Origin of the sequence: Umezawaea sp. Da 62-37 (genome assembly GCF_032460545.1) — a bacterium.
Taxonomy (GTDB): domain Bacteria; phylum Actinomycetota; class Actinomycetes; order Mycobacteriales; family Pseudonocardiaceae; genus Umezawaea.
Genome location: NZ_CP135965.1, coordinates 7,989,979 through 8,005,746, shown reverse-complemented (window position 1 = coordinate 8,005,746; position 15,768 = coordinate 7,989,979). Strand labels below are relative to the sequence as shown.

The window sequence follows — 15,768 nt, the reverse complement described above, 5'->3', positions numbered from 1 at the left end:
CCGGTTCGGTTCTTTCAGAACCGCACAGTGGATGCGTAGCGTCTTCGTAAACAAGTCCTCGGCCTATTAGTACCGGTCAACTCCACCCATTACTAGGCTTCCATCTCCGGCCTATCAACCCAGTGGTCTAGCTGGGGGCCTTAACCCTCAAAGGGGTGGGATACCTCATCTTGGAACAGGCTTCCCGCTTAGATGCTTTCAGCGGTTATCCCTTCCGAACGTAGCCAACCAGCAGTGCCCTTGGCAGGACAACTGGCACACCAGAGGTTCGTCCATCCCGGTCCTCTCGTACTAGGGACAGCCTTCCTCAAGTATCCTACGCGCGCGGCGGATAGGGACCGAACTGTCTCACGACGTTCTAAACCCAGCTCGCGTACCGCTTTAATGGGCGAACAGCCCAACCCTTGGGACCTACTCCAGCCCCAGGATGCGACGAGCCGACATCGAGGTGCCAAACCATGCCGTCGATATGGACTCTTGGGCAAGATCAGCCTGTTATCCCCGGGGTACCTTTTATCCGTTGAGCGACGCCGCTTCCACCAGCCAGCGCCGGATCACTAGTTCCGACTTTCGTCCCTGCTCGACATGTCTGTCTCACAGTCAAGCCCCCTTGTGCACTTGCACTCGACACCTGATTGCCAACCAGGCTGAGGGAACCTTTGAGCGCCTCCGTTACCCTTTGGGAGGCAACCGCCCCAGTTAAACTACCCACCAGGCACTGTCCCTGATCCGGATCACGGACCGAGGTTAGACATCCAGTACGACCAGAGTGGTATTTCAACGATGACTCCACAACCACTGGCGTGGCCGCTTCACAGTCTCCCACCTATCCTACACAAGCCGAACCGAACACCAATACCAAGCTATAGTAAAGGTCCCGGGGTCTTTCCGTCCTGCCGCGCGTAACGAGCATCTTTACTCGTAATGCAATTTCGCCGGGCCTGCGGTTGAGACAGTCGAGAAGTCGTTACGCCATTCGTGCAGGTCGGAACTTACCCGACAAGGAATTTCGCTACCTTAGGATGGTTATAGTTACCACCGCCGTTTACTGGCGCTTAAGTTCTCAGCTTCGCCCTTGCGGACTAACCGGTCCCCTTAACGTTCCAGCACCGGGCAGGCGTCAGTCCGTATACATCGTCTTGCGACTTCGCACGGACCTGTGTTTTTAGTAAACAGTCGCTTCTCGCTGGTCTCTGCGGCCGTCTCACCCTAGCCTGCAAGAGGCTTCAAGTGCTACGGCCCCCCTTCTCCCGAAGTTACGGGGGGATTTTGCCGAGTTCCTTAACCACAGTTCGCCCGATCGCCTTGGTATTCTCTACCTGACCACCTGTGTCGGTTTGGGGTACGGGCCGCGTGAAAGCTCGCTAGAGGCTTTTCTCGGCAGCATGGGATCACTCTACTTCGCCTCAATCGGCTATGCATCACGTCTCAGCCTTATATGCAACACGGATTTGCCTATGTTGCGGCCTACACGCTTACACCAGTACTACCACTCACTGGCGGAGCTACCCTCCTGCGTCACCCCATCGCTTGACTACTACAAGTTCGGGTCCCGCGCTCCATACAATCGATGTCCCGAAGGACGGTGACTGCACTTTGGGCGGTTAGCATCACAAGGTTCGCCATGGGCGCGTTCACACGGGTACGGGAATATCAACCCGTTGTCCATCGACTACGCCTGTCGGCCTCGCCTTAGGTCCCGACTTACCCTGGGCGGATTAGCCTGGCCCAGGAACCCTTGGTCATCCGGCGGGGGAGTTTCTCACTCCCCTTTCGCTACTCATGCCTGCATTCTCACTCGCATAGCCTCCACACCTGGTTCACACCGGCGCTTCACTGGCTATACGACGCTCCCCTACCCATCCACACGACTGCATGCCGATCAAGTCGACACGGATCATATGTGTGAATGACACAGCTTCGGCGGTGTGCTTGAGCCCCGCTACATTGTCGGCGCAGGACCACTTGACCAGTGAGCTATTACGCACTCTTTAAAGGGTGGCTGCTTCTAAGCCAACCTCCTGGTTGTCTGGGCGACCCCACATCCTTTCCCACTTAGCACACACTTAGGGGCCTTAGCTGGTGTTCTGGGCTGTTTCCCTCTCGACTACGAACCTTATCGCCCGCAGTCTCACTGCCGCACTCTCACTCACCGGCATTCGGAGTTTGGTTGATTTCGGTAAGCTTGTGGGCCCCCTAGACCATCCAGTGCTCTACCTCCGGTGAGAAACATGCGACGCTGCACCTAAATGCATTTCGGGGAGAACCAGCTATCACGGAGTTTGATTGGCCTTTCACCCCTAACCACAGCTCATCCCCCAGGTTTTCAACCCTGGTGGGTTCGGGCCTCCACACGGTCTTACCCGTACTTCACCCTGGCCATGGCTAGATCACTCCGCTTCGGGTCTAGACCACGCGACTAAGAACGCCCTATTCGGACTCGCTTTCGCTACGGCTACCCCACACGGGTTAACCTCGCCACGTAGCACTAACTCGCAGGCTCATTCTTCAAAAGGCACGCCGTCACCCCGAAAGGCTCCGACGGATTGTAGGCACACGGTTTCAGGTACTATTTCACTCCCCTCCCGGGGTACTTTTCACCTTTCCCTCACGGTACTAGTCCGCTATCGGTCACCAGGGAGTATTTAGGCTTAGCGGGTGGTCCCGCCAGATTCACAGCGAATTTCACGAGTACGCTGCTACTTGGGAACACCATCAGGAGACACCGGGTTTTCGCGTACGGGAGTCTCACCCTCTACGCTCGCGCTTTCCAGACACGTTCCGCTAACCACAGTGTTTTCTTACTCCTTAACAGTCCGGCAGAACTGTTCGATAGGTCCCACGACCCCACACACGCAACCCCTGCCGGGTATCACACGTATATGGTTTAGCCTCATCCGCTTTCGCTCGCCACTACTCACGGAATCACGGTTGTTTTCTCTTCCTGCGGGTACTGAGATGTTTCACTTCCCCGCGTTCCCTCCACATACCCTATGTGTTCAGGTATGGGTGACCCCACATGACTGAGGCCGGGTTTCCCCATTCGGACACCCTAGGATCTCAGCTCGGTTGGCAGCTCCCCTAGGCTTTTCGCAGCCTCCTACGTCCTTCATCGGCTCCTGGTGCCAAGGCATTCACCGTATGCCCTTAAAAACTTGTCTACAAAGATGCTCGCATCCACTGTGCAGTTCTCAAAGAACGAACGGACACCCTCACTTCTCTGCTACCGCCTGGCTCAAGCTTTCGCTCGGCCGGTTCGGAGGCTGTGAGAGCCCGGATCATTTCCTCGTACTGAGCGAAACACTTGCGTGTTCTCTCAGGACCCAACAGCGTGCCGACAAACTTGCGACGATCCCCCCACGACCCTTCCATGCTTGCAAGCAAGCCGTACTAACTCGTGGAGCAACCGTGCCGAATGCATATAGCCAGCATCCACATCTATGAGCAACCCATCCAACGATCGGACGCCGTTGGCATGGACTCCACTCACCGTGCACCATGTGCCCGGCAAGCGCGAGAAGCTCCTTAGAAAGGAGGTGATCCAGCCGCACCTTCCGGTACGGCTACCTTGTTACGACTTCGTCCCAATCGCCAGTCCCACCTTCGACCGCTCCCCCCCTTGCGGGTTGGGCCACGGGCTTCGGGTGTTACCGACTTTCGTGACGTGACGGGCGGTGTGTACAAGGCCCGGGAACGTATTCACCGCAGCGTTGCTGATCTGCGATTACTAGCGACTCCGACTTCACGGGGTCGAGTTGCAGACCCCGATCCGAACTGAGACCGGCTTTATGGGATTCGCTCCACCTCGCGGCTTAGCAGCCCTTTGTACCGGCCATTGTAGCATGTGTGAAGCCCTGGACATAAGGGGCATGATGACTTGACGTCATCCCCACCTTCCTCCGAGTTGACCCCGGCAGTCTCCCATGAGTCCCCGCCATAACGCGCTGGCAACATGGAACGAGGGTTGCGCTCGTTGCGGGACTTAACCCAACATCTCACGACACGAGCTGACGACAGCCATGCACCACCTGTACACCGACCTTGCGGGGCACCCATCTCTGGATGTTTCCGGTGTATGTCAAGCCCAGGTAAGGTTCTTCGCGTTGCATCGAATTAATCCACATGCTCCGCCGCTTGTGCGGGCCCCCGTCAATTCCTTTGAGTTTTAGCCTTGCGGCCGTACTCCCCAGGCGGGGTGCTTAATGCGTTAGCTGCGGCACGGAGGACGTGGAAGTCCCCCACACCTAGCACCCACCGTTTACGGCGTGGACTACCAGGGTATCTAATCCTGTTCGCTCCCCACGCTTTCGCTCCTCAGCGTCAGTATCGGCCCAGAGACCCGCCTTCGCCACCGGTGTTCCTCCTGATATCTGCGCATTTCACCGCTACACCAGGAATTCCAGTCTCCCCTGCCGAACTCAAGTCTGCCCGTATCGACTGCAGGCCCACAGTTAAGCTGTAGGTTTTCACAGCCGACGCAACAAACCGCCTACGAGCTCTTTACGCCCAATAATTCCGGACAACGCTCGCACCCTACGTATTACCGCGGCTGCTGGCACGTAGTTAGCCGGTGCTTCTTCTGTAGGTACCGTCACTTGCGCTTCGTCCCTACTGAAAGAGGTTTACAACCCGAAGGCAGTCATCCCTCACGCGGCGTCGCTGCATCAGGCTTTCGCCCATTGTGCAATATTCCCCACTGCTGCCTCCCGTAGGAGTCTGGGCCGTGTCTCAGTCCCAGTGTGGCCGGTCGCCCTCTCAGGCCGGCTACCCGTCGTCGCCTTGGTAGGCCATTACCCCACCAACAAGCTGATAGGCCGCGGGTCCATCCTGTACCGCCGGAACTTTCCACACCACACCATGCGATGAAGTGTCATATCCGGTATTAGACCTAGTTTCCCAGGCTTATCCCAGAGTACAGGGCAGGTTACCCACGTGTTACTCACCCGTTCGCCGCTCGTGTACCCCGAAGGGCCTTACCGCTCGACTTGCATGTGTTAAGCACGCCGCCAGCGTTCGTCCTGAGCCAGGATCAAACTCTCCAATAATGAATTGTTTGATCGCTCCGAACAATCACTGACAATTGCTGTCAGTTGTCCAGTTTGATCTCAAAGGAAACCCATTGACTGGGTTCATATAAGTTACTGGCTATTCGGCACGCTGTTGAGTTCTCAAAGAACACGCGCACACCATCTTGTTCCGCGTCTTACCGCGGTGCAATCCGGGGCTTGTGTTTGAAGCTTAGCAAGCGATTTTTCTGACTGTCAAATCGGCTTGCGAGGCATTCGATTCGCTTAAGTTTTTCGGCCTCCGCCTCAGCCCGTTTCCGGTCTGTGTCGCGGTGACAAGGAGAAAGTTACACCTCCATGAACCGGAGTCCAAATCGGGGGTACCCCTACCTCCAAGGTCAACAAAAGCCCAGCTAGGAGCCCTTGTCCGACCTCTCAGAGTGCCCCGCCAGGCCCGAAATCACACACAACTGTGACCGGGGCCACCACAACTTTCTCCTACTGCCCCGCGGCGGGCAGGTGGACGGTCACCGCGAGCCCTCCACCGGGTACCGCCTCGGCGTGCACGCGTCCTTCGTGCGCGGAAACAGCGGCCCGCACGATCGACAGCCCCAATCCGGTTCCGGTGCGCGCGGTGCGGTCGGTCCCCCCGCGGCGGAACGGCTCGAACAGCTCGTCCACCCGCTCCGGCGCGATCGGCGGCCCCGACGACGACACCCTCAGCACCGACCACTGCGGCCCGCCCTCGGTGACCACGTCGATCCAGCCACCGACCAGGTTGTGCCGCACCGCGTTCTCCAGCAGGTTCCCCGCGATCCGCTCCAGCAGCGCCGGGTCTCCCACGGCGGGCGCGGGCGCGGTGCGGAAGCCGATCCGCAGCTGCCGGTCCGCCGACTCCGTCCGCACCGCCCGCCACGCCGAGTCGACGACGGCCGCCAGGTCCACGGGTTCGTGCACGGCCAGGCCGATGCCCTCGGTGCGGGCCAGCAGCAGCAGGGCGCTCACCAGCTGCTCCGCGCGCTCGGTCGCGGACCGCACGACGCCTGCCATCCGACGCAGCTCGGCGACGTCGGCGTCCGGGTCGGAGAGCGTCACGTCCAGTTCGGTGCGGATCACCGACAACGGGGTCCTCAGCTCGTGCGAGGCGTTCGCGACGAACCGGCGCTGCGAGTCGAACGCCGCTTGCAGCCGGTCGAGCATCTCGTCGAACGTGTCGGCCAGCTCCGCGACCTCGTCGCGGGGGCCCGCCAACCGCAGCCGCTCCCCCATCGAGTCCGCGGACAGCCTGCGGGCCGCGTCGGTCACGTCGTGCACGGGCTTGAGCACCCGGCCGGTCAGCGCCCACGCCAGGACCGCGGCGGCCAGCACCACGAAGCAGAACGCGATGGCGCCCGACCGCAGCACGTCCGCGCGGGCGTGCGCGCCGAGCACCTCGCTCAGCACGTCCGCGTCGACCTCGACGCCGTCGACCTGGACCGTGCTGCCGTCGGGGAAGCTCGGCATCGAGTCGACGACGCGGCCGACGAGCATCCAGCCGAGCAGGAGCAGCAGGCAGCTCACGAACGCGACGAGCGCGGTGGCGAGCAGCGTGATCCGGAGGCGCAGGCCCGGCCCCCGCCGTTGGGTGAAGTCAGTCCTCAGCGGAGGTCCCGGCACTCGGGACCCGGTACCCCGAGCCCACGACGGTGTCGATGATGCCGGGCTCGCCGAGCTTCTTGCGCAGCGTCATCACGGTGACCCGGACGGTCGTGGTGAACGGGTCCGCGTTCTCGTCCCAGACCCGCTCCAGCAGCTCCTCGCTGCTGACCACGGACCCCTTGGCCGCGAGCAGCACCTCGAGCACGCCGAACTCCTTGCGGGTCAGCTCCACGAGCGAGCCCGCGCGCCGCACCGTCCGCCGCGCCGGGTCCAACTCCACGTCGCGCGCGCTGAGCAGCGGCGGTGTCGCGGGGGTCGCGCGCCGGGCGAGGGCGCGGACGCGCGCCACCAGCTCCGGGAACGCGAACGGCTTCGCGAGGTAGTCGTCCGCGCCCAGGGACAGCCCGGCGACGCGGTCGTCGACGCCCGCGCTCGCGGTGAGCATCATGACCCGCGTGAGCGCGCCCGAGCTGAGGATCTCCTTGCAGAGCTCGTCGCCGGACATGCCGGGCAGGTCGCGGTCGAGCACGACCACGTCGTACCGCGTGATGGTGGACTTCTCGTGGCCGGACTCGCCGTCGTAGGCGACGTCCACGGCCATGCCTTCTCGCCGGAGTCCGCGCGCGATCGCGTCGGCCAACGGCACTTCGTCCTCAACAACCAGGATCCGCACGCCTCAACGCTACCGGGGCCGTCGGGTGGGGACCTCCCCGACGACCGGCGATGGCCTCCGCCGGGACGGTGTGCGTCCCCGCGGAGGCCATCGGCGGTGTGCTCGGCGCCGGTCGGCTACTTCTCGGCCGCGACGTCCATCTCGGAGGAGTCCGACGCCTCGACCAGCCGGTCGGCCACCCACTCGGTGACCCGCCGGGCGACGCCCTGTGCGGTGAGGCCGAGCGCGGCGAGCACCTCGGGGCGTTCGGCGTGCTGGTGGAACTCCTGCGGCACGCCCAGGTCGCGCAGCGGCACCTCGACGTCGGCGTCGCGCAGCGCGGCGGCCAGCGTCCAGCCGAAGCCGCCGTGCCGTCCACCGTCCTCGACGGTCACCACCAGCTTGTGCGCGGAGGCCATCTCGACGAGTTCCGGCGCGATCGGGAAGACCCACCGGGGGTCGACGACCGTGACGCCGATGCCCTGGTCGGCGAGCCGCTTGGCGGCGGCGACGCCGAGTTCGCCGAAGGCGCCGACCGGGACCAGCAGCACGTCGTGGCCCTCGCCCGCGGAGGGCCTGTGCAGCACGTCGACCGTGCCGACGCGCTCCAGCGCGGGCACGTCGGCGCCGACGGAGGCCTTCGGGTAGCGCACGACCGACGGGCCGTCGTCGATGTCCACGGCTTCCCGCAGCTCCTCGCGCAGCGTCGCGGCGTCGCGCGGGGCGGCCACGTGGATGCCGGGGACGAGCCCGCAGATCGACATGTCCCACATGCCGTGGTGGCTCGCGCCGTCCGGCCCGGTGATGCCCGCGCGGTCCAGCACGACGGTGACGCCCTGCTTGTGCATGGCGACGTCCATCAGCAACTGGTCGAACGCCCGGTTGAGGAACGTCGCGTAGACCGCGACCACCGGGTGCAGGCCGCCCATGGCCAGGCCCGCGGCCGACGTCATGGCGTGCTGCTCGGCGATGCCGACGTCGAAGCAGCGGTCCGGGTAGGCGGTGGCGAACTTGTCCATGCCGACCGGCCCGCGCATGGCGGCGGTGATGGCCACCAGGTCCTCGCGCTCGCCGCCGAGCACGGCCAGCTCGTCCGCGAAGACGTGCGTCCAGGTGCGCTTGGACGGGCCGACGGCCTCGCCGGTGATGGGGTCGATGACGCCGGTGGCGTGCATCTGGTCGGCCTGGTGGTTCTCGGCCGGGGCGAACCCGTTGCCCTTCCGGGTGACCGCGTGCACGATGACCGGCCCGCCGAACGCCTTCGCGCGCAGCAGGGCCGACTCGAGCGTGGGCAGGTCGTGGCCGTCGACCGGGCCGATGTACTTGAGCCCGAGGTCCTCGAACATGACCTGCGGGGCGAGCGCGTCCTTGATGCCGCGCTTGGCCGCGTGCATCGCGGCGTAGAGGGGCTTGCCGAACACCGGGGTGCGCTGGAGCGCGCGCTTGCCGCTCTCCAGCACCTGCTCGTAGCCCGGCCGCAGCCGCAACGAGGACAGGTGGTCCGCGAGACCGCCGATGGTCGGCGAGTACGAGCGGCCGTTGTCGTTCACGACCACGACGACGGGGCGGGTCCGGTCGGCCGCGATGTTGTTGAGCGCCTCCCAGCACATGCCGCCGGTGAGCGCGCCGTCGCCGACGATCGCGACGACGGTCCGCTTGTCGCCCTTGAGCTGGAACGCCTTCGCCAGGCCGTCCGCGTAGGACAGCGCGGTCGAGGCGTGGCTGTTCTCCTCGACGTCGTGCTCGCTCTCGGAGCGCGAGGGGTAGCCGGACATGCCGTCGCGCTGGCGGAGGGTGTCGAAGCCCGCGCGGCGGCCGGTCACGATCTTGTGCACGTAGCTCTGGTGGCCGGTGTCGAAGACGACCGGGTCGTGCGGGGAGTCGAAGACCCGGTGCACGGCCATCGTCAGCTCGACGACCCCCAGGTTCGGGCCCAGGTGACCGCCGGTCCGGGAGACCTTGTCGACCAGGAATCCTCGGATCTCCTCCGCGAGCCGCACCAGCTCCTCGGCGGTCATCCGTTTCAAGTCCGCCGGTCCCTGCACGGATTCCAGCAGCGTCACCGCTCCACCTCGCCTGTGGTCTGCGTCGGTTCGGATCACGCACCGTGGTGAATGCGCATCATCAGGTCAGTCTACGGAGACCACGCTGAGACGCAGTCCTCGCACGTTCACCCGGACGAGGACGTGAAGACCATCCACGAGGTTGGCTTCCGGGGGTGTATGGAGGGTCACGCCAGGGGGACGAGGAGCGCCACGCTCTCGACGTGGTGCGTCATCGGGAACGCGTCGAAGGCCCTCAGTTCGGCCAGTTGGTAGCCCAGCTCCGCGAACGTGGCCACGTCGCGTGCCAGCGCCGCGGGGTCGCATGCGACGTAGATCACCCGAGCGGGTGAACGTCGGGCGATCTCGCTCACGACGACCTTCCCGGCGCCCTTGCGGGGCGGGTCGAGCACGACCACGTCCGGGTCCTGGTCGACGAAGTCGGGTGAGGACAGGACGTCCTCGACCTTGCCGCGGCGGAACTCGACCTGGGTGAGGTCGGACAGGTTCGCGACGCCGTCCTGGACGGCCTGGTGGGACGACTCGACGACCACGACGCGGCCGGTGGGGCCCACCTGGCCCGCGAGCACGGACGCGAACAGCCCGACGCCGCCGTAGAGGTCCCAGGCGAGCTGGCCGGGTTCGCCGCCCGCCCAGTCGCGGACGACGGAGGCGAGGGTGTCCGCGGCGGCGGGGTGGACCTGCCAGAACCCCTCGGCGTCCAGCCGCCACGTGCGCTCGGCGGCCAGTTCGACCGCGGTGCCGGTGCCGCGCCTGCGGATCGGCCTGCCGGGCACCGCGCGGCGACCGTTGCGCGGCTGGGGCTTGCCGGACTCGGTGATGTGGACCTGACCGCCCGCGTCGCGGGTGACGGACAGCTCCCCGCCGACGGTCCACTCGCGGCGCACGGCCTCGTCGAGCGCGCCGGGGGCGGCGATCACGCACTCGTCGACCACGACGATGTTGTGCCTGCGGTGGCCGCGGAACCCGGCCCTGCGCTCGGGGCCGACGGCCATCCGCATCCGGGTGCGCCAGCCGTCCGGACCGCCGGGGAGCTCCTCGACGACCACGGCGCGGTCGACGTTCGCGAGCCGGTGCAGCTGCTCCTCGACGACGGCGGCCTTCAGGTCGCGCTGGGCCTCCCAGGACGCGTGCTGCCAGTCGCAGCCGCCGCACAGGCCCGGTCCGGAGAACGGGCAGGGCGGTTCGACCCGGTCGGCGGACGGCCGCAGGATCTCCACGGCGTCGCCGCGGCAGAACGAGCCGCCGGTGTCGTCGGTGATCACGACGACCGCGAGTTCACCCGGAAGCGCGTGCCGGACGAAGACGACGCGGCCCTCGTGGCGGGCGACGCAGTGGCCGCCGTGCGCCACCGGTCCGACCTCGACCTCGAAGCGGCGGTGGCGCCAGTTGGGCTTTTCGACGACCGGTTGCGCGATGTCACCGGCCGTGGGGTCGTTGTGGTCGGTCGGCTTGTCCTGCGAAGTCACCTGGGGTCCCTCTTGTCCAGACCTCGACGGATCGCGCCGGGCGCGACCACGTCCTTCTCGTGCACCCTGCTGGAGGACGCGAGCTGCCACGGCACGCTCGTCACCATCACACCGGGTTCGAACAGCAGTCGCCCCTTGAGCCGCAGCGCGCTCTGGTTGTGCAGGATCTGCTCCCACCAGTGGCCGACCACGTACTCGGGGATGAACACCGTGACGACGTCGCGCGGGTTGTCCGAGCGCATCCGCTTCACGTAGTCCAGCACCGGTTTGGTGATCTCGCGGTAGGGCGACTCGATCACCTTCAACGGGATCTTGAAGGCTTCCTTCTCCCAGTCTTGCACGAGCCTGCGGGTGTCCGCGTCGTCGACGTTGACCGTCACGGCCTCCAGCACGTCCGGCCGGGTGGCCTTGGCGTAGGCGAGCGCGCGCAGGGTCGGCATGTGCAGCTTGGACACCAGCACCATGGCGTGGTTGCGCGCGGGCAGCATCTTCTGCCGCTCCTGCTGGCGCAGCTCCTCGGCGACCCGGTCGTAGTGCCTGCGGATGGCGGTCATCAGGGCGTAGATGGCGGCCATGCCGGCGATCGCGATCCAGGCGCCCTTGGTGAACTTGGTGATGAGCACCACCACGAGGACCGAGCCGGTCATCACCAGGCCGACGGTGTTGATCAGCTGGGAGCGCCGCATCCGGTTGCGGGTGGTCGCGTCCTCCTCGGTGGACAGCAGCCGGTTCCAGTGCCGGATCATGCCGAGCTGGCTCAGCGTGAACGACACGAACACGCCGACGATGTAGAGCTGGATCAGCCGGGTGACCTCGGCGTCGAACGCGACGACCAGCACGATCGCCGCGCCCGCGAGGAACACGATGCCGTTGCTGAACGCCAGCCGGTCGCCGCGGGTGTGCAGCTGCCGGGGCAGGTAGCGGTCCTGGGCGAGGATCGAGCCGAGCACCGGGAAGCCGTTGAACGCGGTGTTGGCCGCGAGCACGAGGATCAGCGCGGTGACCGAGGCGATGAAGTAGAAGCCGACCGGGAAGCCGTTGAACACCGCGCCCGCGATCTGGGCGATCATCGTCTTCTGCTCGTAGCCCGCCGGGGCACTGACGATCTGGCGCGCCGGGTCTTCGGCCATCCGCACGCCCGTGACCTGCGCCAACACGATCAGGCCCATCAGCATCGTGACGGACAGCAGGCCCATCAGCAGCAGCGTGGTGGCGGCGTTGCGGGACTTCGGCTTGCGGAACGCCGGGACGCCGTTGCTGATCGCCTCGACGCCGGTGAGGGCCGCGCAGCCGGAGGAGAACGCGCGCAGCACCAGGAACACGAACGCCAGCCCCATGAGGTGGTCGTCCTCGGCCCGGATCTCGACGGTGGAGCTCTCCGCGTGCATCACGTCGCCGAGCACGAACACCCGGAACAGCCCCCAGCCGATCATCAGCATGATGCCGATCATGAAGGCGTAGGTGGGGATCGCGAACGCGGTGCCGGACTCGCGCAGGCCGCGTAGGTTGATGGCGGTGAGCAGGACGATGGCGGCCACGGCGAACTCGGCCTTGTGCGTGGCCACGAACGGCAGCGCCGAGCCGATGTTCGCCATCGCCGACGAGATCGACACGGCCACGGTGAGGATGTAGTCCACGAGCAGCGCGCTGGCCACCGTCAGGCCCGCCTGGCGGCCGAGGTTGACCGTCGCGACCTCGTAGTCACCCCCGCCGGACGGGTAGGCGTGCACGTTCTGCCGGTAGCTGGCGACCACGACGAGCATCACAGCCACGACCACGAGGCCGACCCAAGGTGCCAAGGTGTACGCGGACAGACCCGCGACGGAGAGCACCAGGAAGATCTCCTCCGGCGCGTACGCCACGGAGGACATCGCGTCCGAGGCGAAGACCGGCAAGGCGATGCGCTTGGGCAGGAGCGTGTGGGCTAGTCGATCACTGCGGAAGGGCCTGCCGACGACAAGGCGCTTGGCCGCGGTTGCGAGCTTGGACACGAGGTCAGAGCGTAAGGGCTGCGCTCACCGTTTCGGACCAATCATGGGTAGGTTCGGTCAGGCAGTCGCGCATGTCGTGCGCGTACGACGAGGAGGCACGTGGTGCACGTGGTGATCATGGGTTGCGGCCGGGTGGGCACATCCCTGGCCAAGGCCCTGGAGCGACTTGACCACCAGGTCGCGGTCATCGACAAGAGCGCGCAGTCGTTCCGGCGCCTGGGGGCCGACTTCCACGGCCAGCAGGTGATCGGCAACGGCTTCGACCGGCAGGTCCTGATCGAGGCCGGGATCGAGCGCGCGGGCGCCTTCGCCGCCGTCTCCAGCGGTGACAACTCGAACATCATCTCGGCGCGGGTGGCGCGGGAGACCTTCGGTGTCCAGCACGTCGTCGCCCGCATCTACGACCACAAGCGCGCCGAGGTGTACGAGCGCCTGGGCATCCCGACCGTCGCGACCGTGCCGTGGAGCACCGACCGGTTCCTCCGCGTGCTCGTCCCGGAAGGCGCCACGACGGCCTGGCGCGACCCGTCCGGGACGGTCGCCGTGCTGCCGATCACCGTCCACGAGGACTGGGTCGGGCACTCGGTCGCGGAGCTCCAGGAAGCGACCGGGAGCCGGGTCGCGTTCATCATGCGGTTCGGCACCGGTGTGCTGCCGGACTCCAAATCCGTCGTCCAAGCAGACGATGTGATCTACGTCGCAGCCCTGTCCGGCACGCTCACGGACGTGACCGCCGCGGCAGGCCGCGCACCTGAGGAGAGCTGATGCGGGTCGCCATCGCCGGAGCGGGCGCGGTCGGCCGCTCCATCGCCCAGGAGCTCGTGTCCGACGGGCACCAGGTGATGCTCATCGAACGCGACTGGGCGCACTTCGAGCCGCACACCGTCGAGCAGGCCGAGTGGGTGCAGGCCGACGCGTGCGAGCTGTCCTCGTTGGAGGACGCGGGTATGCAGCTGTGCGACGTCGTCATCGCCGCCACCGGCGACGACAAGGTCAACCTCGTGGTGTCGCTGCTCGCCAAGACCGAGTTCGCCGTCAAGCGCGTCGTGGCGCGGGTCAACGACCCGGCCAACGAGTGGCTGTTCACCGAGTCGTGGGGCGTCGACGTCGCCGTGTCGACCCCGCGCATCCTGGCCGCGATGGTCGAGGAGGCCGTGACGGTCGGCGACGTGGTGCGGCTGCTGACCCTGCGCCAGGGCCAGGCGAACCTGGTCGAGATCACGCTGCCCCACGACACCCCGCTGGCCGGCGAGCCGGTGAGCGAGCTGGTGCTGCCGCGCGACGCGGCGCTGGTGACGATCCTGCGCGGCGGCCGGGTGATCGTGCCGTCGGTCGACGACACGTTCGAGGGCGGCGACGAACTGCTGTTCGTGGCGACCGCGGCGGTCGAGCAGGAGATCCGCTCCGCACTGGGCTACTGACGACCCCGCCCCGCCCGGTTGGTACCGGGCGGGGCGGGTTTGGTGACGGTCACCGCCGCTGGTCGGCGATCAGCTCGCTGATCAAGCCGGACGCGACGACCGGATCCGGGGCGGGCAGCTTGCGCTTCCTGACCGGAAGCACCCGACCGCCCTTCGGAACCTGCTCACCCCCCGCGGGCTCGTCTCCGCGGACCGGCACCGCGGGTCCACCCGGCAGGGCACCGGTGGGCAGGTGAGCGCCATGCGGTTCCCCGGTGACGATTTCCACGACTCCCCTTCCCCCGCGAACGACTCCGCCCCGCTCCGAACTGCCGGGCGGGGCGGGGTTGGTGCGGCTTGTCAGGTCTCGGTGACCGGTTTCGCGGTCGGGTGCGGTTCGGGGGCCGTGGCGTAGCGGGCGCGCAGCTGCTCCTCGGTCTCCTGGACCTCGGTGGCCTCCGCCTCCTCCAGCGCCTTGAGGCGCTTGTCGGAGCGGCGGACCGCCCAGACGGTGGCGGCGACGGCGATGGCCATCAGCGGGTAGCCCATGGCGAGGCGGGCGAAGGCGAGCCAGCCGACGGAGTCCTGGTCGTAGAGCCACCGCTGGACGACGAAGCGGGAGCCGAAGACGAGCGCCCAGACGAGGGTGGCGATGTCGTAGTCGCGGATCGACGCCTTGTCCTTGCGCCACGCGGTGCCGCGGCCGTTGAGGAACGACCAGACGACGCCCGCGAGCGGCCAGCGGACGACGATGGAGAGCACGAAGGCGCCCGCGTAGACGACGCTCTGCCAGATGCCGAAGAGGAAGAAGCCCTTGGCGGAGCCGGTGCGGTAGGCGATGAACGCCGCGATGCCGACGCCGAACAGGCCCGACACGGCGGGCTGGATCGAGCCCTTGCGGACCGCCAGCACGATGCCGATGAGCACGCCGGAACCCAGCGCGCTCCAGATCGCCGGGTACAGGCCCGCGAAGGTGTTGACCAGCACGAAGACGACGACCGGGAGCGAGGAGTAGACGAGGCCGCTGACGCCGCCCATCTGCTCGAGCATGGTCGGCATCTTCTCGGGGTCGTCGGTCTTCGTGTTCTCTTCCGTCACGTCCTGGCCGTTCGTCGGGGTCATGAAGCGTTCTGCAGCTCGTAGTACGGGTTGTAGAGCACCTTGCGGCCGTCGCGGACCGCGATGCGACCGCGGGCCTTGATGGTGCGGCCCGGCTCGATGCCCGCGATTCGGCGGCGGCCCAGCCAGACCAGGGTGACGCCCTCGGTGCCGTCGAAGAGCTCGGCCTCCAGCGTGGCGGCCGAGTCGCGCGGGCACATCTCCACGGAGCGGAGCCTGCCCAGCACGGTCACCTCCTCGCCGGACTTGCAGTCGCACGCCCGCATGGCGCCGACCGCCTGGGCCTCGCGGGAGAGGTCGTCCGCGTCCAGCTCGGTCACATCACTGGTGAGGCGACGCATGAGACGGCGCCAATAGCCGTCTCCTGAAACACTCATCCCCGACTCCTGGTGCATCCGCAAGGGGCATCGACAGCGAAGCCCGTCCACAA

General features: G+C 66.2%; 9 protein-coding genes and 2 rRNA genes. 2 read left to right on the top strand and 9 right to left on the bottom strand.

Annotated features, from left to right (window positions below):
* Window positions 1-46: 46 nt before the first annotated feature.
* The 7 genes from RM788_RS36995 to RM788_RS36965 all read right to left on the bottom strand — a co-directional run bounded on the left by RM788_RS36995 (window position 47) and on the right by RM788_RS36965 (window position 12,819).
* Window positions 47-3,161 (bottom strand): 23S ribosomal RNA (locus RM788_RS36995).
* 368 nt (window positions 3,162-3,529) lie between these two features.
* Window positions 3,530-5,045 (bottom strand): 16S ribosomal RNA (locus RM788_RS36990).
* Together the 16S and 23S rRNA genes form the textbook arrangement of a ribosomal RNA operon.
* A 459-nt stretch (window positions 5,046-5,504) precedes the next feature.
* A complete protein-coding gene (locus RM788_RS36985; protein WP_315923906.1) occupies window positions 5,505-6,662 on the bottom strand; it encodes a sensor histidine kinase in 1,158 nt (385 codons plus the stop codon).
* On the bottom strand, window positions 6,637-7,317 hold the full coding sequence (locus RM788_RS36980) for a response regulator transcription factor (RefSeq protein ID WP_315923904.1): 681 nt from the start codon (window positions 7,315-7,317) through the stop codon (window positions 6,637-6,639). Before RM788_RS36980 ends, RM788_RS36985 begins: the two co-directional genes overlap by 26 nt.
* 116 nt (window positions 7,318-7,433) lie before the next feature.
* Window positions 7,434-9,359 (bottom strand): 1-deoxy-D-xylulose-5-phosphate synthase, encoded by a 1,926-nt coding sequence (gene dxs, locus RM788_RS36975; protein ID WP_315923902.1) that lies wholly within the window; start codon window positions 9,357-9,359, stop codon window positions 7,434-7,436.
* 167 nt (window positions 9,360-9,526) lie between these two features.
* On the bottom strand, window positions 9,527-10,777 hold the full coding sequence (locus RM788_RS36970) for a class I SAM-dependent RNA methyltransferase (RefSeq protein WP_315934851.1): 1,251 nt from the start codon (window positions 10,775-10,777) through the stop codon (window positions 9,527-9,529).
* 47 nt (window positions 10,778-10,824) lie between these two features.
* Window positions 10,825-12,819 carry an APC family permease gene (locus tag RM788_RS36965; RefSeq protein WP_315923900.1) on the bottom strand — a complete coding sequence of 665 codons (1,995 nt, stop codon included), beginning with the start codon at window positions 12,817-12,819 and terminating at the stop codon, window positions 10,825-10,827.
* 102 nt (window positions 12,820-12,921) lie between these two features.
* Between RM788_RS36965 and RM788_RS36960 the strand changes: the two genes are divergently transcribed.
* Both RM788_RS36960 and RM788_RS36955 read left to right on the top strand, forming a co-directional pair.
* Window positions 12,922-13,584: a potassium channel family protein gene (locus tag RM788_RS36960; RefSeq protein WP_399345206.1), complete on the top strand. Its 663-nt coding sequence runs from the start codon at window positions 12,922-12,924 to the stop codon at window positions 13,582-13,584.
* Window positions 13,584-14,240, top strand: a complete 657-nt coding sequence (locus RM788_RS36955; protein WP_106196721.1) for a potassium channel family protein — start codon at window positions 13,584-13,586, stop codon at window positions 14,238-14,240. The genes RM788_RS36960 and RM788_RS36955 overlap by 1 nt, the downstream gene beginning before the upstream one ends.
* 339 nt (window positions 14,241-14,579) lie before the next feature.
* On the opposite strand, the gene RM788_RS36950 is transcribed toward RM788_RS36955, so the two are convergent.
* Window positions 14,580-15,341: a DUF3159 domain-containing protein gene (locus RM788_RS36950; RefSeq protein ID WP_315923896.1), complete on the bottom strand. Its 762-nt coding sequence runs from the start codon at window positions 15,339-15,341 to the stop codon at window positions 14,580-14,582.
* Window positions 15,338-15,715 carry an OB-fold nucleic acid binding domain-containing protein gene (locus RM788_RS36945; protein ID WP_315923894.1) on the bottom strand — a complete coding sequence of 126 codons (378 nt, stop codon included), beginning with the start codon at window positions 15,713-15,715 and terminating at the stop codon, window positions 15,338-15,340. Before RM788_RS36945 ends, RM788_RS36950 begins: the two co-directional genes overlap by 4 nt.
* Window positions 15,716-15,768: the final 53 nt, after the last annotated feature.

What these genes read in the sequence shown, in the direction of transcription:
- RM788_RS36955 (WP_106196721.1), top strand. Translation starts at nt 13,584, where the DNA reads ATGCGGGTCGCCATCGCCGGAGCGGGCGCGGTCGGCCGCTCCATCGCC.
- RM788_RS36950 (WP_315923896.1), bottom strand. Translation starts at nt 15,341, where the DNA reads ATGACCCCGACGAACGGCCAGGACGTGACGGAAGAGAACACGAAGACC.
- RM788_RS36945 (WP_315923894.1), bottom strand. Translation starts at nt 15,715, where the DNA reads ATGAGTGTTTCAGGAGACGGCTATTGGCGCCGTCTCATGCGTCGCCTC.